Source organism: Pseudolysobacter antarcticus (assembly GCF_004168365.1).
GTDB classification, from domain to species: Bacteria; Pseudomonadota; Gammaproteobacteria; order Xanthomonadales; family Rhodanobacteraceae; genus Pseudolysobacter; species Pseudolysobacter antarcticus.
The window spans coordinates 3,200,638-3,220,374 of sequence record NZ_CP035704.1 but is presented as its reverse complement, the minus strand read 5'-3'; the positions used below and the strand labels follow the sequence as shown (position 1 = coordinate 3,220,374).

At 57.9% G+C, this 19,737-nt stretch carries 16 protein-coding genes and 1 tRNA gene; 12 read left to right on the top strand and 5 right to left on the bottom strand.

The window, feature by feature from the left end; genetic code table 11:
- Window positions 1–17: 17 nt before the first annotated feature.
- The 11 genes from ELE36_RS13750 (at window position 18) to ELE36_RS13700 (ending at window position 12,633) form a co-directional block, all read left to right on the top strand.
- Window positions 18–94, top strand: a tRNA-Met gene (locus tag ELE36_RS13750).
- A gap of 142 nt (window positions 95–236) precedes the next feature.
- On the top strand, window positions 237–839 hold the full coding sequence (rimP, locus tag ELE36_RS13745; RefSeq protein ID WP_129834226.1) for a ribosome maturation factor RimP: 603 nt from the start codon (window positions 237–239) through the stop codon (window positions 837–839).
- Between the two features lie 48 nt (window positions 840–887).
- Window positions 888–2,369 carry a transcription termination factor NusA gene (gene nusA / locus ELE36_RS13740; protein WP_129834224.1) on the top strand — a complete coding sequence of 494 codons (1,482 nt, stop codon included), beginning with the start codon at window positions 888–890 and terminating at the stop codon, window positions 2,367–2,369.
- 213 nt (window positions 2,370–2,582) lie between these two features.
- Window positions 2,583–5,240 (top strand): translation initiation factor IF-2, encoded by a 2,658-nt coding sequence (infB, locus tag ELE36_RS13735; protein ID WP_129834222.1) that lies wholly within the window; start codon window positions 2,583–2,585, stop codon window positions 5,238–5,240.
- A 114-nt stretch (window positions 5,241–5,354) separates the two neighbouring features.
- Window positions 5,355–5,711: a 30S ribosome-binding factor RbfA gene (gene rbfA, locus ELE36_RS13730; RefSeq protein WP_129834220.1), complete on the top strand. Its 357-nt coding sequence runs from the start codon at window positions 5,355–5,357 to the stop codon at window positions 5,709–5,711.
- 25 nt (window positions 5,712–5,736) lie between these two features.
- On the top strand, window positions 5,737–6,720 hold the full coding sequence (gene truB, locus ELE36_RS13725) for a tRNA pseudouridine(55) synthase TruB (protein WP_425480916.1): 984 nt from the start codon (window positions 5,737–5,739) through the stop codon (window positions 6,718–6,720).
- A gap of 353 nt (window positions 6,721–7,073) precedes the next feature.
- Window positions 7,074–7,343 (top strand): 30S ribosomal protein S15, encoded by a 270-nt coding sequence (rpsO, locus tag ELE36_RS13720; RefSeq protein WP_129834218.1) that lies wholly within the window; start codon window positions 7,074–7,076, stop codon window positions 7,341–7,343.
- A gap of 153 nt (window positions 7,344–7,496) precedes the next feature.
- Window positions 7,497–9,605, top strand: a complete 2,109-nt coding sequence (gene pnp / locus ELE36_RS13715; RefSeq protein WP_129834216.1) for a polyribonucleotide nucleotidyltransferase — start codon at window positions 7,497–7,499, stop codon at window positions 9,603–9,605.
- A 180-nt stretch (window positions 9,606–9,785) separates the two neighbouring features.
- Window positions 9,786–11,096, top strand: a complete 1,311-nt coding sequence (gene phaE / locus ELE36_RS13710; protein WP_129834214.1) for a class III poly(R)-hydroxyalkanoic acid synthase subunit PhaE — start codon at window positions 9,786–9,788, stop codon at window positions 11,094–11,096.
- An 8-nt stretch (window positions 11,097–11,104) separates the two neighbouring features.
- A complete protein-coding gene (locus ELE36_RS13705; RefSeq protein WP_129834212.1) occupies window positions 11,105–12,172 on the top strand; it encodes a class III poly(R)-hydroxyalkanoic acid synthase subunit PhaC in 1,068 nt (355 codons plus the stop codon).
- A gap of 137 nt (window positions 12,173–12,309) precedes the next feature.
- A complete protein-coding gene (locus tag ELE36_RS13700; RefSeq protein WP_129834210.1) occupies window positions 12,310–12,633 on the top strand; it encodes a lipid-A-disaccharide synthase N-terminal domain-containing protein in 324 nt (107 codons plus the stop codon).
- 275 nt (window positions 12,634–12,908) lie between these two features.
- Here the strand turns inward: ELE36_RS13700 and ELE36_RS13695 are convergent, their stop codons facing one another.
- The 5 genes from ELE36_RS13695 to ELE36_RS13675 form a co-directional block, all read right to left on the bottom strand.
- A complete protein-coding gene (locus ELE36_RS13695; RefSeq protein ID WP_207215784.1) occupies window positions 12,909–13,352 on the bottom strand; it encodes a hypothetical protein in 444 nt (147 codons plus the stop codon).
- Between the two features lie 600 nt (window positions 13,353–13,952).
- Entirely contained in the window at window positions 13,953–14,159 is a 207-nt protein-coding gene (locus ELE36_RS13690) for a DUF433 domain-containing protein (protein ID WP_129834207.1), read from the bottom strand.
- A 71-nt stretch (window positions 14,160–14,230) separates the two neighbouring features.
- On the bottom strand, window positions 14,231–16,942 hold the full coding sequence (metH, locus tag ELE36_RS13685) for a methionine synthase (protein ID WP_207215783.1): 2,712 nt from the start codon (window positions 16,940–16,942) through the stop codon (window positions 14,231–14,233).
- Window positions 16,939–18,051 (bottom strand): homocysteine S-methyltransferase family protein, encoded by a 1,113-nt coding sequence (locus tag ELE36_RS13680; RefSeq protein WP_129834203.1) that lies wholly within the window; start codon window positions 18,049–18,051, stop codon window positions 16,939–16,941. Before ELE36_RS13680 ends, metH begins: the two co-directional genes overlap by 4 nt.
- A 52-nt stretch (window positions 18,052–18,103) precedes the next feature.
- A complete protein-coding gene (locus ELE36_RS13675) occupies window positions 18,104–19,030 on the bottom strand; it encodes an ArsR/SmtB family transcription factor (RefSeq protein WP_129834201.1) in 927 nt (308 codons plus the stop codon).
- Window positions 19,031–19,212: 182 nt separating this feature from the next.
- Between ELE36_RS13675 and ELE36_RS13670 the strand changes: the two genes are divergently transcribed.
- Window positions 19,213–19,734 carry a demethoxyubiquinone hydroxylase family protein gene (locus tag ELE36_RS13670; RefSeq protein WP_129834199.1) on the top strand — a complete coding sequence of 174 codons (522 nt, stop codon included), beginning with the start codon at window positions 19,213–19,215 and terminating at the stop codon, window positions 19,732–19,734.
- Window positions 19,735–19,737 lie beyond the last annotated feature (3 nt).

The following is a 19,737-nucleotide window of genomic DNA, read 5'->3' as shown; positions in this document are numbered from 1 at the left end:
TATTGCGGTTCGCCTGATGCGGGGTGGAGCAGTCTGGCAGCTCGTCGGGCTCATAACCCGAAGGTCGTAGGTTCAAATCCTACCCCCGCTACCAAGATTAAAGACAAAGGGCCTCTACATGAGGCCCTTCGTTATTGAGATAAGTGAATGTATAGCAAGGTCGGTGTGGCGCAAGCGCATCGAAGATTCGCAGGATGCGAAACGCCGGTTTGGGATTGAAAACGGCGGACTACGGAATGGGCCTTGCGCCCATTTTTTTTTACCTGACGTCGGCTGTGGATGTACGCGTGAAACACGACGAACTAACCGAATTATTATCGCCGGTCGTGACCGGGCTCGGCATGGGCCTCGAATGTCTCGGTGTCGACTACAGCCCGTCGGCAGGCAACAGTCTGGTGCGTATCTACATCGATGCGGCCGAACGTCCGATAACCGTGGAAGATTGCGAGGCGGTCAGCCGCGAAGTATCTGCCACGCTGGATGTAAATGACCCGATTGACGGACAATACACACTCGAAGTGTCGTCGCCCGGCATGGATCGGCCGTTGTTTACGCCGCAGCAGTTTGCGCGTTTCATTGGTAGCGAAGCGAAGTTGAGTGTCGGGTTGCCGGTCGGTGGTCGACGCCGTTTTCGAGGTTTGATTCTGGCTGTCGAAGGCGACAAGATCACGATGCAACAGGACGATGCGGCGGTGCAGATCGCGCAAGCGAATATTCAAAAGGCCAATCTGGTGCCGGATTTTGCGAAGCCGGAAAAGCCGAAAGGTAATGCCAAGAAAACTCCCGGCAAGAAGGCTGATGCCAAGCCGGCCGGAACGAAAAAATCGATTAACGAATAATGGATGCTGGCGGAAAATATTTCGCCAGACGAATTCGAGGTTGGAATCATGAGTAAAGAGCTATTGCTGGTTGTCGATGCCGTCGCCAATGAAAAGGGCGTCGACATGGAAGTGATTTTTGATGCGATGGAAGCGGCGCTCGCGTCTGCGGCCAAGAAGCGTTACGCCGAAGAAGTGGCCGTGCGCGTAAGCATCAATCGACACACTGGCGAATACGAAACCTTCCGCCGCTGGGAAGTGGTGGCCGACGACGTCGTGATGGAGTCGCCCGATCATCAACTGCGCCTGATGGACGCGATCGATGTCAAGCCGGATTCGGAAGTCGGCGAGTACATCGAAGAGCCGATTGAGAACGCCGAGTTCGGCCGCATTTCAGCACAGGCCGCGAAGCAGGTGATTGTGCAGCGCGTGCGCGAGGCCGAGCGTGCGCAGGTTGTCGAAGCGTTCAAGGATCGCATCGGCGAACTCATTACCGGTGTGGTCAAGCGCGTCGAACGCGGCAGCATTTATCTTGATCTCGGCGGTAACGCTGAAGCGTTTATTCCGCGCGAAAAAGCGATTCCGCGCGAAGCCGTGCGCGCCGGTGATCGCGTTCGCGGTTACCTGCATGAGGTTCGTCCAGAAGTGCGTGGCCCGCAATTGTTCGTGTCGCGTACCGCGCCCGAATTCATGATGGAATTGTTCAAGCTCGAAGTGCCGGAAGTCGGCCAGGGCCTCGTGACGATCAAGGGCGCCGCGCGCGATCCTGGCGACCGCGCCAAGATCGCGGTGGTGACCAACGATGCGCGCACCGATCCGATCGGCGCCTGCATCGGCATGCGCGGTTCGCGTGTGCAGGCGGTGTCGAATGAGCTCAACGGCGAGCGCGTTGATATCATCTTGTGGAATGAAAATCCGGCGCAGTTCGTGATCAACGCGATGGCGCCGGCGGAAGTGCAATCGATCATCGTCGATGAAGAAAAACATTCGATGGATATCGCGGTTGCCGAAGACAAGCTGTCGCAGGCGATCGGTCGCGGCGGTCAGAACGTGCGTCTCGCCAGCAAACTCACCGGCTGGCAGCTCAACGTGATGACCCAGGCCGATGTGCAGGCCAAGAGTGAAGCCGAGCAGGAATCTGCGCGCGCCTTGTTCGTCGACAAGCTCGAAGTCGACAACGAAATTGCCGCGATCCTGGTGCAGGAAGGATTCTCCTCGATCGAGGAAATCGCCTACGTGCCGACTGCGGAGTTGCTCGCTGTCGAAGGTTTCGACGAAGACATCGTCGAGGAGCTGCGCGCGCGTGCACGCGATGCGTTGCTGACCGATGCGCTCGCGGTGGAAGAAGGCGTGGACGATACCCATCCCGAACAGGATCTGCTGGATCTGGACGGCATGGACGAAGCCACGGCGTTCGAGCTGGCGCGGCATGGCATCACCAATCGCGAAAGCCTGTCCGATCTTGCGGTCGACGAGTTGATGGAGCTGGGTATTGCGGGCCTTGATGAGCCGCGTGCGCGCAAACTCATCTTGGCGGCGCGCGGACTGTAATTGGCACGACCTGAGACGGTGCGGCGACGCACAGCTCAGTAGGCCCTGCCGAGTCGTATTGACTCGAGGGGTGATCGAGCGCTTGCACGGCAAGCGTGTTGGTCGAGATGTGGATGGATGTGGCGTGGACAGAATCAGCAATGGTGCCGGTACGCATCTGCTGAGGTTTGCGCACCGTTCGTCTCGCGAGCAAGTCACGGAGAATACGCAAAGATGTCGGATGTAACCGTAAAACAACTGGCCAAAGTGCTGGGCATGACCGATGACAAGTTGCTAGCGCAGCTTGCCGAAGCGGGCATGACGTTCAATAGCGTGGATCAGCCTGTCAGCAGCACCGAAAAGGTCAAGCTGCTCGGCTTCCTGCGCCGCACGCATGGCAAGGGCGAAGCTGCCGCCGCCGAAACCACTGCCCCACGCCAGATCACGCTGAAGCGCAAGACCGTCAGCGAAATCACCGTGGCCGGCGTCGGTCCGCGCGGTCCATCGAAAACCGTCAACGTCGAAGTGCGGCAGAAGCGCACCTACGTCAAACGCAGCAGCATGACCGACGAGCCGGAAGTCGATTCCGAGCGCGAAGATGCTCTGCGTAAGCTGCAGGAATCGCAGACCAAGCGCGAAGCCGAAGACCTGCTGATTCAGGAAAAAGACAAACGACGTCACGACGAAGAAGCGCGTCTGCGTGCGATCGAAGATGCCAAGCGTCAGGCCGAGGAAGGTCGCCTGCGCGCCGAAACGGAGGCACGTGCTGCCGCCGAAGAAGCCGCCAAACCACGCAAGGAAGAACCGGCAAGAGTCGATGCCGCACCGAAGGTCGCGGCAACGCCCGCACCGGCAGCGGCGGCGGCACCGCAGCCTCCGCGCAAGGATCATCGTGTGCGTGATGCGGTTGATGAACCGGCACGTCACAAAGGTCCGCGTGCTCCGCGTGGTCGTGAAGAAGGCGGCTCCGACGAGCCCGCCGGCAAGACCTATTTTGGCGCGGAACTGCACCTGTCCAAGGCTGGCAGCGAGCGTCGTGGTGCGGCGAAGAAAAAACCGCGTCCGCGTCCGGGCGAAATGCAGAAACAGCAACCCGGTGGACCGGCACACGGTTTCTCGCGTCCGACCGCACCGGTGGTGCGCGAAGTCGCGATCGGTGAATCGATCATCGTTGCCGATCTCGCGCAGAAGATGGCAGTGAAGGGCGCTGAAGTCGTCAAGAAACTGTTCAAGATGGGCGTGATGGCCACGATCAATCAGGCCATTGATCACGATACCGCCGTGCTGGTGGTCGAGGAGATGGGCCACACCGCCGTCGCCGAGATCGGCACCGATGCGGAATCCGTGCTGGTCGCAAAAACCGACAACGCGGGCGACAAGGAAACGCGTCCGCCGGTGGTCACGATCATGGGCCACGTCGATCACGGCAAGACCTCGTTGCTCGATTACATCCGTCGCACCAAGGTGGCATCCGGTGAAGCCGGCGGCATTACCCAGCATATCGGCGCCTACCATGTCGAAACCGGCAAGGGTGTGGTTTCGTTCCTCGATACACCCGGCCATGCCGCGTTTACCTCAATGCGTTCGCGCGGCGCCAAGCTCACCGATATCGTGGTGCTGGTGGTGGCGGCCGACGATGGTGTGATGCCGCAGACGATCGAAGCCGTGCAGCATGCGCGCGCCGCTGGCGTGCCGCTGATTGTCGCGGTGAACAAGATGGACAAACCCGATGCCGAAGCCGACAAGGTCAAGCAGGGTTTGGTGCAGCATGAAGTCGTGCCGGAAGAATGGGGCGGCGATACTATTTTTGTACCCGTATCGGCGAAGACCGGCGACGGTGTCGATGCGTTGCTCGATGCGATCCTCGTGCAAGCCGAAGTCATGGAACTCAAGGCGGTCAAGGACGGCCTGGCTTCCGGCGTCGTCATCGAATCCAGCCTCGACAAGGGCCGCGGCCCGGTCGCGACCGTGCTGGTGCAGCAGGGCACTTTGAAGAAGGGCGATTTCCTCGTCTGCGGCGTCGAATACGGCCGCGTGCGCGCCTTGTTCGACGAAACCGGCAAGCAGGTCGAAAGCGCTGGACCGTCGATTCCGGTGCAGGTACTCGGCATGTCGGGCGTGCCCGAAGCCGGTGACGATTTTGTCGCCGTTGCCGATGAGCGTCTGGCTAAAGATGTCGCGCAGCAGCGTCAGCAGAAACGTCGCGAAAGTCGTCTGTTCAAGAAATCGACCAAGCTCGAAGATGTCATGTCGCAGATGGGCAACCAAGGCGAAACCCAGCGTGTGCTCAACCTCGTGGTCAAGGCCGATGTGCAAGGTTCGGTCGAGGCATTGCGCGATTCGCTGACGAGCCTGACCAACGACATCGTGCGCGTGAATGTGATTGCGTCCGGCGTCGGTGGCATCACCGAATCCGATGCAACTTTGGCTGCCGCATCGAAGGCGATCGTGATCGGCTTCAACGTGCGTGCGGATGCATCGGCGCGCAAGGTGATCAACGAATCCGATCTCGACATTCGTTATTTCTCGATCATTTACGACGTCATCGATCAGGTCAAACAAGCCGTCACCGGTTTGCTCGGCACCGAGATTCGCGAGGACATCATTGGCACCGCACAGGTGCGCGACGTGTTCCGTTCATCGAAGTTTGGCGCGATCGCGGGCTGCATGATCATCGAGGGTACGGTCAAGCGCAACAAGCCGATTCGCGTGCTGCGCGAGAACACCGTGATCTATCAGGGCGAACTCGAATCGCTGCGTCGTTTCAAGGAAAACGTCGACGAAGTGCGCAACGGCATGGAGTGCGGCATCGGCGTCAAGCAGTACAACGACGTCAAGCCGGGCGATCAGATCGAATGCTACGAGCGCGTTGAAATCCAGCGTACGCTTTGACGATTCCGGGCCGTCATCCCGGCGAAGGCCGGGATCCAGTTCTTGTTTCAATGTTGAAAAGTGGATCCCAGCCTGCGCTGGGATGACGAGCAAAAGTATTAGGTAATCGCAATCATTATGGCCAAGGAATTCACCCGCTCCGATCGACTTTCCGCGCAATTGCGCCGCGAGATTTCGATCATGGTGCATGCCGCCGTGCGCGAACATGCGTTGCCGTCGGTGAGCGTGTCCGATGTTGAAGTCAGCAAGGATTTCGATTCGGCGATCATCTACGTCACCGCGCTGTTGACCGATCAAGGCTTGCCCGCGGTCAAGGAGCTGAACGTGATGGCGAAGGAATTCCGCATGCAGTTGTCGCGACTGCTGCACATCCGCCGTGTGCCCGAACTGCGTTTCCGTTACGACGATTCGGTCGATCGCGGCGAACGCATCGAGGCGTTGTTGCGCGAAGGCAAAACGCGCGGCGAATAGCGTTGAGTTTCGCGTGAAAAAACATATCCGCCTGCGTCCACCGTACCGTCCCAAGCTGGGACCGGCGATCGGTGAAGTCCACGGCATTCTGCTGCTCGACAAACCCACGGGCATGAGCTCGAACAAGGCGATGCAGTCGGTCATGCATCTGTTCGGCGAGTGCAAGACCGGCCACACCGGCAGCCTCGATCCACTCGCCACCGGCATGTTGCCGCTGTGTTTCGGTGAGGCGACCAAGATCGCGGGCCATCTGCTCGGCGCGGGCAAGGCGTATGCGGCCGAATGCCGCCTCGGCATCACCACCGATACCGACGATGCCGATGGCAATGTTCTCAGCGAACGTGCCGTGCCGGCTTTTTCCGCTGCGCAAGTCGAGGCCGCGATGGCCGGATTGCGCGGTGATATCACGCAGGTTCCGCCGATATATTCTGCAATCAAACAGGCTGGTCTAGCGTTGTACAAACGCAAGCGTATGGGCGAAGCGGTGCAGGCGCCGCCGCGTCAGGTGAATGTGCAACGGTTCGATCTGCTGGAGCTGGGTGCGGACAGTTTGCGCCTGCACGTGGAGTGCGGTTCCGGCACGTACGTACGCAGTCTGGTACGTGATCTCGGCGAACGTCTGGGGTGCGGCGCGCATGTCATCGCGCTGCGACGGCTTTGGGTCGAACCGTTCCGCGAGGCGCAAATGGTCACGCTGGAGCAACTGCAGACGCTGGCCGATGCCGGCGCCTTGCCAACGAGTTTGTTGCCGCTCGAAAGCGGGTTGCAGAATCTGCCCGTGGCGCCGCTGGATTTGCTGGAAGCGCAGCGTTTGCGCCTCGGCCAGCGTTTGACCGCAGCTCCGGAATTGCTGGTGGGCCAGCTTTACCAAGCACGTGACCAAAACGATCGTCTGGTTTCGTTGGCTGAATGTCGCGCCGATGGTTGCTTGTGGCCGTTACGCGGGTTCAATCCGCCGGGGCCGGTCGAGCCTGCCCTCACGCTGTCGGAAGAAGTTGTTGCCGTATAAAAACAGCGAGATAGATCAGATTTCTCGACACGATGGCAAGTGGCTGATCCGTACCAATCGCGCCAGGACGCGACCCTCGCGATTCGAGCTGAAGAAACCACGCGCAGATTCTCGCGCTGCGACGCAGAAAATCCCGGCGTCGATGCTGCAATCCATCGACCCGCGTATTTCTCTTTCACATATAACAAGTTGACGCTGCAAGCCAAAAGTACGCTAAAATGCCGAGCTAACTCCGCTAGCTCATCCATCCACTGCGGGGCTTACGCAGCACCATCTCCGCTGGAGTGCCGGTTTTCGTCGGTCTGACCGATGTGGCGCTACGCAAGCCTCGCTTCGCAAATCCAAGGTTCATCATGTCTCTCAACGTCGAACAAACCTCCAAGATCATCGCCGATCACGCGCGTGGCCCGGCCGATACCGGCTCCACCGAAGTTCAGGTTGCGCTGCTGTCCGCACGCATCGAACATCTCACCAAGCATTTTGCCGAACACGACAAGGATCATCATTCGCGTCGCGGTCTGCTGAAGATGGTGAACCAGCGTCGTCGCTTGCTGAATTATCTCAAGACCAAGGATACCGAGCGTTACAAGACGCTGATCGGTCGCCTCGGAATCCGTCGCTAAAATCAATACACATCGGGATGGTCGTGCCGGTGCGTCAAATCGCCCGGCCCGACCTCCTGCTGGGATCCTGACAAAACCTCGTGCATCGGGTTTTGTCGCCACCTTGATAACAAGGCGGCTCACCGATAATGCAAAAGCAACAGGAAAATTCTCGTGGCGAAAGTAACCAAGTCCTTCCAGTACGGTAATCACGAAATCACGCTGGAGACGGGCGAAATCGCCCGCCAGGCCAGCGCGGTCGTCGTCAAGATGGGCGACACCGTCATTCTGGTCACGGCAGTCGGCAACAAGTCGGCACGCGAAGGGCAGGATTTCTTCCCGCTCACCGTGGACTATCAGGAAAAGTTTTATGCCGGCGGTCGCATCCCGGGTGGCTTCTTCAAGCGCGAAGGTCGTCCGACCGAAAAAGAAACACTGACCTCACGCCTGATCGATCGTCCGATTCGTCCGCTGTTCCCCGAAGAATTCCGCAACGAAGTGCAGGTCATTGCGACCGTGCTGTCGATGAATCCGGAAATCGACGGCGACATTCCGGCCTTGATCGGCGCATCCGCCGCACTCGCACTTTCCGGCATGCCGTTCGGCGGCCCGATTGCTGCTGCCCGCGTCGGTTATGCGAATGGCAAATACCTGCTTAACCCGACCGCGACCGAACTCAAGACCTCCGATCTCGATCTCGTCGTCGCCGGTACCTCAAACGCGGTGCTGATGGTCGAATCCGAAGCCAAACTGCTGTCTGAGGAAATCATGCTCGGCGCGGTGATGTTTGGTCACCAGCAGATGCAGGTCGTGATCCGCGCGATCAACGAATTGTGTGTCGAAGTGGGCGTCAAGTCGTGGACGTGGTCGGCTCCGTCGAAGAACGAAGCGCTGATCACACAGGTCAAGGGTGCGGTCGGCGATAGTCTGATCGCCGCTTACGCCGTTCGCGACAAGATCGAGCGTCGCGATGCGATCTCCGCATTGAAGAAAGAAACGATTTCTTCGCTCAAGTCGGAAGCTGAAGCGCATGGCTGGAGCAATGCCGAAATCGCCAAGGAATTCGGCGAACTCGAATACCAGACTTTGCGCGCGTCGGTGCTTGCCACCAAAACTCGTATCGACGGTCGCGATCTGACCACTGTGCGTCCGATCACCGTGCGCACCGGCGTATTGCCGCGCACGCATGGTTCGGCTTTGTTCACGCGTGGCGAAACCCAGGCGCTGGTCATCGTTACCCTCGGTACCACGCGCGATGCGCAGATCATTGATGCGCCGGAAGGCGAGTCGAAAGACCCGTTCCTGTTCCATTACAACTTTCCTCCGTTCTCGGTCGGCGAAGCTGGTCGCATGCTCGGTCCGAAGCGTCGCGAAATCGGCCACGGCCGTCTCGCCAAGCGCGGTGTGCAGGCCGTCAAGCCGAGCATCGAAGAATTCCCGTACGTGGTGCGCGTAGTCAGCGAAATCACCGAGTCGAACGGCTCCTCGTCGATGGCATCGGTGTGCGGTTCTTCGCTCGCCATGATGGACGCTGGTGTGCCGCTGAAATCGCCGGTCGCCGGTATCGCAATGGGCTTGGTCAAGGAAGGCAACGACTTCGTTGTGCTGTCCGATATCCTCGGTGACGAAGATCATCTCGGCGACATGGATTTCAAGGTAGCCGGAAGTGCGGATGGTATTTCTGCATTGCAGATGGATATCAAGATCGACGGCATCACCGAAGAAATCATGCGCGTGGCGCTGAGCCAGGCCAAGCAGGGTCGTCTGCATATCCTCGGCGAAATGGCCAAGGTCATCAGCAGCGCCCGCTCGGAAATGAGCGAGTTCGCACCGCGTCTGCTGACCATGCGCGTGCACCCGGACAAGATCCGCGAAGTCATCGGCAAGGGCGGCGCAACGATCCGTTCCATCACCGAAGAAACCGGCACGCAGATCGACATCCAGGACGACGGCACGATCATCATCGCCTCGGTCAACCGTGAAGCTGCCGAAGCCGCGAAAGCGCGCATCGAACAGATCACGTCTGATGTCGAGCCGGGCAAGATCTACGAAGGCAAAGTCGCCAAGCTCATGGACTTCGGTGCATTTGTCACGATCCTGCCGGGCAAGGATGGTCTGGTTCACGTTTCGCAAATCTCCAACGAGCGCGTCGAGAAAGTTTCCGACAAGCTCAAGGAAGGCGACATCGTGCGCGTGAAGGTGCTCGAAGTTGACAAGCAGGGCCGTATTCGTTTGTCGATGAAGGCTGTGCTCGAAGACGAAGCCGCCGCAGCCGCAGGCTGATAACGCGCGTAATTCGTTGATGAAAAAGCGGGCCGTGTGCCCGCTTTTTCTTTGCCAGTTTTAGGCGCTCCGATCATTGGTTACGCCAAGCTTGCCAATGTTGACTGCTATGCGCATGCGCTCGTGTCGTTGTGACCTGACGTGACGGCTGCTAGCATCGTTTTATCTTGCGGAGGATTTATGACTGACGAAATGGATTGGGCCAAGATGCAGGCCAAATATTGGAACGCCTTTAACGATCTCACGCACAATGCCGCGACCGATCAGGCGCGCGGCGGCGCTGCTGCGGCACCGTGGCAAGAAGGCATCGAGCAATGGTCGCGACTGTTCGGCAATCAGCCAAACCATCAGAGCGACGTGGTGGAGCGCATGCTCGCTAGCGCCAAGACATACCTCGCGACGATGCAATCGACCTTGGGCGGCGCGTTTGCGAATCCTGCTTCCGGCTTCGACGGCAGTGCCAACACCGGTGCGTGGATGGATAGTTTGCGCAATGCGTTTGCGATGCCCGGTGGTTTCAGTGTGCCCGGTTTTGATGCCTCCCTGAGCAATAATCCGATGTCGCGAGGACTGCGGGATATCGCAGGGCAAGGCGCCAAAAGTTTCGAGCAACTTGGCGCACAGATGGCACCGTTTATCGAAGCCGCCAAACGCGAAAGCAGTGCGATGTTGAAGCTGCCGGCGTTCGGCTCGTCGCGCGAAAAGACCGAGCGCTTGCAGAAACTGCTCGCGGCGTGGACGGAATACGAAGAGGCTAACAAGAACTACAACGCTGAACTCGCCAAGTCGAGCCAGCGCAGTTTCGAGATTCTCGAAGACAAACTCGCCGAGCGTTCCGAACCTGGCCGCCAGATCGATTCGATGCGCGGTTTTTACGATCTCTGGGTCGATTCCGCCGAAGAGGCTTACGCCGAAATCGCGATGGCCGAAGATTTCCGCAAGGTCTACGGCAATTACATCAACGCGCAAATGCGCGTGCGTGGTCTCGTGCAGCAAGAGATCGAACACAACACGCGCGAACTCGGCATGCCGACGCGCACGGAAATCAACAGCGTGGAAAAACGCCTGCACGAATTGCGTCGTGAGCTGCGTCGCAGTGCTGAAGCCGGCGAGAGTGCGATGGCGCAGGAGTTGGCCAACTTGCGCGCAGAAGTGGATGCGCTGCGCACTGCCGCCGCCGATAAACCCGCTCGCGCTGCAGATAAACCTGCGAACGTGCCTGTGCAGAAAAAATCGGCGCCGGTACCTAGCAAAATCAAACCGGTAGCCAAGGCGCCAGTGGCAAAGGTAGCGGCTCCAAAAACACCGGCAGCAAAGGTGCCTGCGACCAAGCTTGCCGCGGCTGCGGCAAAAGCGCCGAGCAAATCCGTTGCGAGCAAACGTTCGGCCAACACCTTCGCCGCATCGCTGAATAAAACCCGTGCTGTGATTGCGAAGACCGAAGCAACGAAAGCCAAGCGCGCTTCGTCCACATCCGCTAAGCGTCGCTGAGGCCCGGCATGAATCCGATCAATATCACTCCGCAAAAAGCGCTGGACGACGCGATCAAGCTGCAGCAGAAAATCGCGAACGGCATGAAAACTCTGCGTGAAGTCGACGACGTGCACTTCGGCGTCACCGACAAGGAAGAAATCTATCGCGAGGACAAACTCGTCCTGTATCGATTCAAGGGTGAGGGCAAGCCGACCATCAAGACGCCGCTGCTGATCGTCTATGCGCTGGTCAATCGGCCGTACATGGTCGACCTGCAGGAAGATCGCTCGATCGTCAAACAATTGCTGGCCAGTGGCCAGGATGTATACCTGATCGATTGGGGTTATCCAGATCTGTCGGATCGTTTCACCAATCTCGACGACTACATCAACGGTTATATTCGGCGTTGTGTCGATGCGGTGGCGAAACGTTGCGGCGTGGCCAAGATCAATATGCTCGGCATCTGCCAGGGCGGCGCGTTCTCGTTGTGTTTCGCCTCGATCTATCCCGAAAAAGTGCGCAATCTCGTGACGATGGTGACGCCGGTAGATTTCCACACGCCGGAAAACATGCTGTCGCACTGGACGCGCGGCCTCGATGTCGATCTGTTCGTCGATGCACTTGGCAACGTGCCGGCCGAGCTCATGAATTTCTGTTACCTCACGCTCAAGCCGGTGCGCCTGAACCAACAGAAATACATCGGCCTGATCGACATCCTCGACAACAAGACCGAAGTCGAGAATTTTCTGCGCATGGAAAAATGGATCTTCGACAGCCCCGATCAGGCCGGCGAAGCGTTCCGCGAATTCATCAAGGAGTTCTACCAGGGCAACAAGCTGGTCAAGGGCGGCCTCATGATCGGCGATAAATCCGTCGCGCTGAAAAACATCACGATGCCGGTGCTGAATATTTTCGCCGAGCAGGATCATCTCGTGCCGCCGTCGGCATCACGCGTGCTAAAGGATCATGTCGGCAGCAGCGACTACACCCAGCTCGCGTTTAAAGGCGGCCACATCGGCATCTACGTTTCCGGTCGTGCGCAGCGCGAAGTGCCACCAGCGATTCATGCGTGGCTAGCTGAGCGCTCACGATAATCGTTGCTGCAAATTGCGGCGCGTCCATTCGATATTCCTGCGAGTGCGGGAATATCGAATGACATTCTCTGAGCCGCCAGCAGGCGGATGATCGCGCCGCGGCAACCTCCGTTTTACTTTAGCGATATTCCAAACCCATGAATGAAGTTCTGTTTCACTTCAACCACATCACCGTTACATCGTGGAAGCTGGTTGGCTATCTCGGTGTGTTCCTGTTTACGAGCCGCTGGTTCGTGCAGTTGTACGCCTCGCGCAAACTCAAGCGCGTGCATATGCCGATCGAATTCTGGTGGTTGTCGGTCAGCGGCAGCATCCTGTTGCTGCTGTATTTCACGTTCGGCAAAAACGACTCGGTCGGTGTGATGTCGAATCTTTTCCCGATGTTCGTTTCGGTCTACAACTTGTTTCTCGAACTGAGTCACCGGCGCAGCACGCAAACTGCAAACATCGATTCGGAATAGCGATTTCTGTATTCGACGCGTAGCCCTCGTCCACAATATTGAGAAGTGGGCAAGTGATCGAAAAGCTGCCTGAAGGAAACGGAAAAGCCCTCATGCTTCGATGGTTTTACGCATCACGTGAATGTGACTGCAGCACGGGCGCGTCAGCAGATAATCGCTAAGGTGCAGCGTTTCCATATCGCCGCGGCGATCATCGCGCGTGCGTGAAAAGGGGTTTTTCTACAGCTCAACGCTGGAGTTGAGCGGCGGAGTAGCCATCTGCTTTGAAGGAGATGTTAGGCGCGCTCCCATATTGGTAAAAGCTCTTTACCTGAAACAAGTGAGTGAAGCGAGCATAGTCCTTCATGTATTTTTGCATTGGCTTCCTTGATATCGCTGATATGCACGGTCTCGGAATGCAACCTTAGGCTACCTCTTGCAGTGGCATAGGACAACTCAACCTTTCCTGTTTCTTCGTTGAATGTAGCGCCATTGTGCGCGTACTTATTCCTAGCTTTTTGAGCGGCCTTGAGTTGTTTGATTACGAGTTCGTAGTTTGACAACTTTGGATAGCTGGGAGCTAAGTGCTCGCACAATGCGGATATTGCATCCAAGCGCTGCTGAAAGTTGAGATGTGCAGTGATGATCACGGCACGGATGTCGAGAATTTCCGCGTAGCCAGCGAACTTCCCAAATGCAAGAACGCTGGCCGCATCGAGAGATCCCCAGAGTGCTGTCATTCGCCCAAGCTCAAGAAGATAGTCATCTGGCGCAGGCCAGTTGGGTCGAAAGTTGTGTCTGTCAGGGTGCATGGAGAGCCTAACTACCGATAATCCCGGATGCGGAGCGTTGCGTCGGATACTCCAACCGACCGCTTATCGAGTCAAGCGGTTTTCCTCCACGCCTGCAAGCGCTTGAACATTTTTCGCTGACGGGTTTATGCCGACAAATTTCGGCGCAATCATTGCGATGTGGGCGCGTAATGATTACTCGTTCGAAAACGCGCGCGTGCCAGCTAGCGGCACACATCTATCCACGCGCGCAGCGCGCGGTGCGCAGTGCGGAAAGGCAGGATGCTTGCAGACCGAAAAGCTCACCATTTTTGTATTTGCATATTGAGCGAGCGTTTCGCTCAACCCAACCTACAGACTGCGCACACGCGGCTTGCGGCGCGATGAGGTCTGAGCAAATCAACCTTGTGAAATCGTCAGCTTGAATCCCAATGCCTTGACCACCTTGGCGACGGTGGCAAAGCTAGGATTGCCTTTGCTGCCCAATAACGGAGTCAGGGTTCTTCTGAGCGGGCGGCGAGTGAGATGGCCTGACCGACAGCAGAACCCTCATGCCGCCAGCAGCGCGCGCCGACTTTCTTCAAGCACGGCTATCGCCTGCTCGCGCTTGACCGAGGGGAATTGATCCAGGAACACATCGAGGCTGTCGCCCGCCTCAAGGTAGTCGAACAAGGTCTTCACCGGCACGCGCGTACCCGCGAAGCAGGGCGTTCCGCCCAGAATCTTCGGATTACTACTGATCGTGATTGAGGACATTTTCTTTCCTCCAGAGAAGACGGAACGATACTAGCTCATGTTTGTATCTTGTGGGAATCGGTCTCCTTTGACTACTCCGGATCGTAATCCAGATTCGGCGCGAGCCAGCGTTCCGCTTCGGCGATCGTCATTTTCTTGCGCTTGGCGTAATCCTCGATCTGCTCGCGGCTGATTTTTCCGACCACGTAATACTGGCTTTCCGGGTGCGAGAAATACAGGCCGGAAACCGCCGAGGCCGGATACATCGCGAAGTTTTCGGTGAGCTTGATGCCGGTGTGATGTTCTGCATCGAGCAGCGCGAATAGCGTGCCTTTTTCGGTGTGGTCGGGGCAGGCCGGATAACCCGGCGCGGGGCGGATGCCGCGATATTTTTCGGCGACCAGATCGGTATTGTCGAGATGTTCGTCCGGCGCATATCCCCAGAATTCGCGCCGCACACGCTCGTGCAAGTGTTCGGCAAATGCTTCGGCGAGACGATCGGCCAGCGCCTTGAGCATGATGTCGCTGTAGTCATCATTGTCTTTCTGAAAACGCGCGAGATGCGGCTCGATACCGAGGCCGGTGGTCACAGCAAAACCGCCGACATAATCGCTGAGGCCGGATTCTTTCGGCGCGACAAAATCGGCGAGGCAAAAATCCGGACGCCCCGGCGGCTTGTCCACTTGCTGACGCAAGCAGCGAAGGGTTGCGGTCGGTTTACTCGCATCGGCATCGGCAAATACTTCGATATCGTCGCCGACACCGTGTGCACGCCAGAGTCCGAATACACCTTTTGCCCGCAGCCATTTTTCGGCGACAAGTTTCTCAAGCATGGCCTGCGCATCCTTGAACAATTCGCGCGCTTGCACGCCGACAATTTCGTCGTCGAGAATATCGGGATAGCGTCCTGACAATTCCCACGTGTTGAAAAACGGCGTCCAGTCGATATACGGCACGAGCGTCGCGAGCGGGTAATCGTCAAGCACGGTAATGCCTGGCTGATTCGGCAGCGGCGGCACATATTCATCCCAGCGACCGTTGAAGCGTTGGCCACGCGCATGCGCGAGACTGACGAGACGTTTCGCCGGGCCGCGATCCTTGTGCCGCTCGCGAATCTCGGCGTACTCGACGCGGATGCGTGTCATGAATTCTTCGGTCAGATCTTTGCTGATCAGCGACTGCGCCACGCCGACCGCACGCGAAGCATCTTTCACCCAAACCGTGGGCGCCTTGTAATGCGGCTCGATTTTTAGCGCGGTGTGCGCGCGCGACGTGGTGGCGCCGCCTATCATCAGCGGCAGGTGGAAATTCTGGCGCTGCATTTCCTTGGCGATGTGGCTCATCTCTTCGAGTGACGGTGTGATCAATCCGCTCAGGCCGATCACATCCGCACCCTCGGCGCGCGCGGCGTCGAGAATTTTCTGCGCCGGCACCATCACGCCGAGATCGAACACCTCGAAGTTGTTGCAGCGGAGCACCACCGCGACGATGTTCTTGCCGATGTCGTGCACGTCGCCTTTAACTGTCGCCATGATGATCTTGCCGTTCGATGTCGTGACATCGCCCGAGCGCAGTTTTTCCGCTTCGATAAACGGCAGCAGATACGCCACGGCTTTTTTCATGACACGCGCCGATTTCACCACTTGCGGCAGGAACATCTTGCCCGCGCCGAACAGGTCGCCGACCACGTTCATGCCTTGCATCAGCGGACCTTCGATCACGTCGAGCGGACGCGTGGAAAGTTGTCGTGATTCTTCGGTATCCACTTCGGCATACAGATCGATGCCGTGCACCAGCGCGTGGGTCAGACGCTGATTCACCGGCAACTCGCGCCAGGCTTCGCTGACAACTTCGACCTCGCCTTTTTTGCCTTTGAAACGCTCGGCAATTTCGAGCAAGCGCTCGGTGCCATCGGGTCGGCGATTGAGCACGACGTCTTCGACACGTTCGCGTAAATCCGCAGGCAAATCGTCGTAGATCGGCATGCCGCCGGCGTTGACGATGCCGAAATCCATGCCGGCCTTGATCGCGTGATAGAGGAACACGGAGTGGATCGCGTCGCGCACGAGGTTGTTGCCACGGAACGAAAACGAGACGTTGGATACGCCGCCAGAAACATGGCAATGCGGCAGCGTTTGGCGAATGATGCGCGTGGCTTCGATGAAATCCACGGCGTAATTATTGTGTTCGTCGATGCCGGTGGCGATCGCGAAAATATTCGGATCGAAGATGATATCTTCCGGCGCCATGCCGATTTTTTCGGTCAGCAATTTGTATGCGCGTGTGCAGATTTCGACCTTGCGCGCGCAGGTATCGGCCTGGCCTTGTTCGTCGAACGCCATCACCACCACGGCCGCGCCGTATTGCATGACTTTACGCGCATGCGCGAAGAAAATTTCCTCGCCTTCCTTGAGCGAAATCGAGTTGACCACGCCCTTGCCCTGCAGGCATTTCAGGCCGGCTTCGATCACGCTCCACTTCGACGAATCGACCATCACCGGCACGCGCGCGATATCGGGTTCGGCCGCGATCAGATTGAGAAACGTCACCATCGCCGCTTCGGAATCGATCAGGCCTTCGTCCATGTTGACGTCGATAATCTGCGCGCCGTTTTCGACTTGCTGGCGCGCCACCACGACGGCTTCGTCGTAGCGTTGTTCTTTGATGAGTTTCTTGAACTGCGCGCTGCCGGTGACGTTGGTGCGCTCGCCGATGTTGATGAAGTTCAGCTCCGGCGTGATCACCAGCGGCTCCAGGCCGCTCAGTCGCATATGGCGTGCAATCGTAGACACGTTCGTACTCATGCGGCTTGATCGACCACGGTTTGATCGGTTGCGTGATCGACGATCAGTGGCAGGCTGCGCGGCACCACGCCGCGCACGGCGGCAGCGATCGCGGCGATATGCGACGGCGTCGAACCGCAACAGCCACCGAGAAAATTCGCGAGACGCGAGGTGCCGAACTCGCCGACGACCGCAGCCATTTCTTCGGGCGTCTCGTCGTATTCACCGAACGCATTCGGCAATCCCGCATTCGGATGTGCGCTGACATAACACTCCGCAACCTGCGACAGCGTTTCGACATAAGCGCGCAAATCCTTGGCCCCGAGCGCGCAGTTCAGGCCGATCGACAGCGGCTTGCTATTGCGCAGCGAATAATAAAACGCCTCGGCGGTCTGGCCCGAAAGAGTACGCCCGGACATGTCCGTGATCGTGCCCGAAATCATCACCGGCAGGCGCGCGCCGCGGTCGTTGAACAGCGTATCGATCGCGAACAATGCCGCCTTCGCATTCAAGGTATCGAAAATGGTTTCGACCATCAAAACATCAGCGCCGCCGTCGATCAATCCGTTGCCGGCTTCGCGGTAGGTTTCGACAAGCTCGTCGAACGTGACGTTGCGGAATCCGGGATTATTGACGTCCGGCGAAATCGACGCGGTGCGGCTGGTCGGGCCAAGCACGCCGATGACAAAACGCGGCTGATCGGGTGTCTCGAGAGTTTTTGCATCGCAGACTTCACGCGCGATACGCGCGCCTTCGCGATTCAGTTCGACCACCAGATGTTCGAGATGATAGTCGGCTTGGCTGATACGTGTGGCGTTGAAGGTATTGGTCTCGACCATGTCGGCGCCGGCATCGAGGTAGGCTTTGTGCACAGCCTTGATGATGTCGGGCTGGGTCAGCGTGAGCAGGTCGTTGTTGCCTTTCAGATCGCAGCCGACGCCGTGATGCTCATGCGCGTGATGTGCATCGAGGCCCTGGGCAAAACGTGTGCCGCGATAACCGGATTCGTCCAGCGTATAACTCTGCAGCATCGTGCCCATCGCACCATCGATGATCAGGATGCGGCGCTCGACGGCGTCCAGCAGCAGCGCGACGCGCTCGGGATGCAGATACGGAAGTTGATGGCTCATGGTTTGTGGTGCCTTGTAGACGTTTTTACGGCTAAACGTGTTCAGCGAATTATTACGGCTTGATCGCCAGTAGCGTCAACACTTCAAAATGCGGTGGTCGGCGCTCACGCGTGATGTGTTCGCAGGCGATCACTTTCAAGCCGGCCTTTCGCGCGAAACCGCGCAATTCATCCGGTTTGAAACCAAGATTACGATGATCGAACGGTTCGACCACATTCCTGTGCGCATGACCACCGAGCGTGCATACCAGCAGATGACCGCCGGGTTTGAGCACGTGCGCGGCCTCGCTGACTGCCTGCGCCGGTTTTTCGCTGTACGTAAGCGCATGCATCATGAGCACAAGATCGAAACTGCGTGAGCCGAGTGCGAGCTTGTGCATGTCGCCGACTTGTACCTCGACATTGCTGATTTTTTTCAGGCGTTCGCGCGCCGCGCTGACGACACGCTCACTCGCATCCAGACACAACACCGATTTTGCGCGCGGCGCCAGCAGTTCGGCCAGCACGCCGTCACCGGAGGCAATATCCAGCACGTCGCCGGTTTGCAGCAGCATCAACATCGAGCGCGCGAGTGCTTCCCACGTGCGACCTGGCGAATAATGTCGCTCCATGTCGCCGGCGACGCTGTCGGCCCAGTTCTGTTCGCGCGCACGTTGTGCAAGTACGCTCGGCAGGCGTTCGAGATCATCGTGCAGCAACGCATCTTCGATCGATTCCTTGAGTGCCGCGAGCAGGACACTTTGTTTGGGTTCGAGCTCGCCATTCAATCGGTAGTAAGCGGACACACCGGCGCGACGGTCGCGTACAAGCTCGGCTTCCTTGAGCTTGGCCAGATGCGTCGACACGCGCGGTTGCGCCAGACGCAGCACCGACGATAATTCGGCCACGGTCAGTTCCTCGCGCTCCAGCAACGCCAGCAGACGCACGCGCGTCGGGTCGGAGAGCAGACGGAACAAGGCGGATGTCGCAGCCAGATCCAATATTTATCCTTTCATCTTGATCGAAAGATAAATGGCAGGATAAAGACACCGCGTGGCTGCGTCAAGGAAGAGCCTGCGTTCAAGCGTGTATATCGATGCATGATGTGTGTGTTGCTGCGGCGTAGCCAGCTGGGCAAGATTGGACGATGTGTTTTTTGCACCATCGAAAGGCGTTTTTTTGAATGTCAGAAATTAGATCGGTTGAGCATGTGTTGCGCGTTAACCACGCCGGTGAGCGCGGTGCTATCTGCATCTACAAAGCGCAAATTTTTGTTTCTCGCTTGCTATACCCATCATGTGTTTTGCCGCTCACGAACATGCTCGCACATGAGCAAGCGCACTTCCGCGCATTTGACGAAATCCTGGCAGAAAGATCACTACGCCATTGCCATGCACTGATGGCTTGGGCAATTGGTGGATGGCTGCTCGGATTCTTTACGGCGCTACTAGGACAACGTGCAATTTGGGTGTGCACGGCTGCGGTCGAGAGCAGAGTAAATGCACATCTCGAACATCAAGTGGAGTTTCTTGGTGAACGAGACGAACAGGTTCTATTTGCTGTGCAATCCATCCGATCCGATGAGGCGTCCCACGAGGCTCATGCACGAGCGCAGGGCGGCACGCCCACAGGATTATATGCATTATTATGGCGGGGCATTTATGGCGCGACATCGTTCGCGATTTGGCTCTCGACTAATCTGTAAATT

What these genes read in the sequence shown, in the direction of transcription:
- rimP (WP_129834226.1), top strand. Translation starts at nt 237, where the DNA reads ATGGGCCTTGCGCCCATTTTTTTTTACCTGACGTCGGCTGTGGATGTA.
- nusA (WP_129834224.1), top strand. Translation starts at nt 888, where the DNA reads ATGAGTAAAGAGCTATTGCTGGTTGTCGATGCCGTCGCCAATGAAAAG.
- infB (WP_129834222.1), top strand. Translation starts at nt 2,583, where the DNA reads ATGTCGGATGTAACCGTAAAACAACTGGCCAAAGTGCTGGGCATGACC.
- rpsO (WP_129834218.1), top strand. Translation starts at nt 7,074, where the DNA reads ATGTCTCTCAACGTCGAACAAACCTCCAAGATCATCGCCGATCACGCG.
- phaE (WP_129834214.1), top strand. Translation starts at nt 9,786, where the DNA reads ATGACTGACGAAATGGATTGGGCCAAGATGCAGGCCAAATATTGGAAC.
- ELE36_RS13705 (WP_129834212.1), top strand. Translation starts at nt 11,105, where the DNA reads ATGAATCCGATCAATATCACTCCGCAAAAAGCGCTGGACGACGCGATC.
- ELE36_RS13700 (WP_129834210.1), top strand. Translation starts at nt 12,310, where the DNA reads ATGAATGAAGTTCTGTTTCACTTCAACCACATCACCGTTACATCGTGG.
- ELE36_RS13695 (WP_207215784.1), bottom strand. Translation starts at nt 13,352, where the DNA reads ATGACAGCACTCTGGGGATCTCTCGATGCGGCCAGCGTTCTTGCATTT.
- ELE36_RS13690 (WP_129834207.1), bottom strand. Translation starts at nt 14,159, where the DNA reads ATGTCCTCAATCACGATCAGTAGTAATCCGAAGATTCTGGGCGGAACG.
- metH (WP_207215783.1), bottom strand. Translation starts at nt 16,942, where the DNA reads ATGAGTACGAACGTGTCTACGATTGCACGCCATATGCGACTGAGCGGC.
- ELE36_RS13680 (WP_129834203.1), bottom strand. Translation starts at nt 18,051, where the DNA reads ATGAGCCATCAACTTCCGTATCTGCATCCCGAGCGCGTCGCGCTGCTG.
- ELE36_RS13670 (WP_129834199.1), top strand. Translation starts at nt 19,213, where the DNA reads ATGTCAGAAATTAGATCGGTTGAGCATGTGTTGCGCGTTAACCACGCC.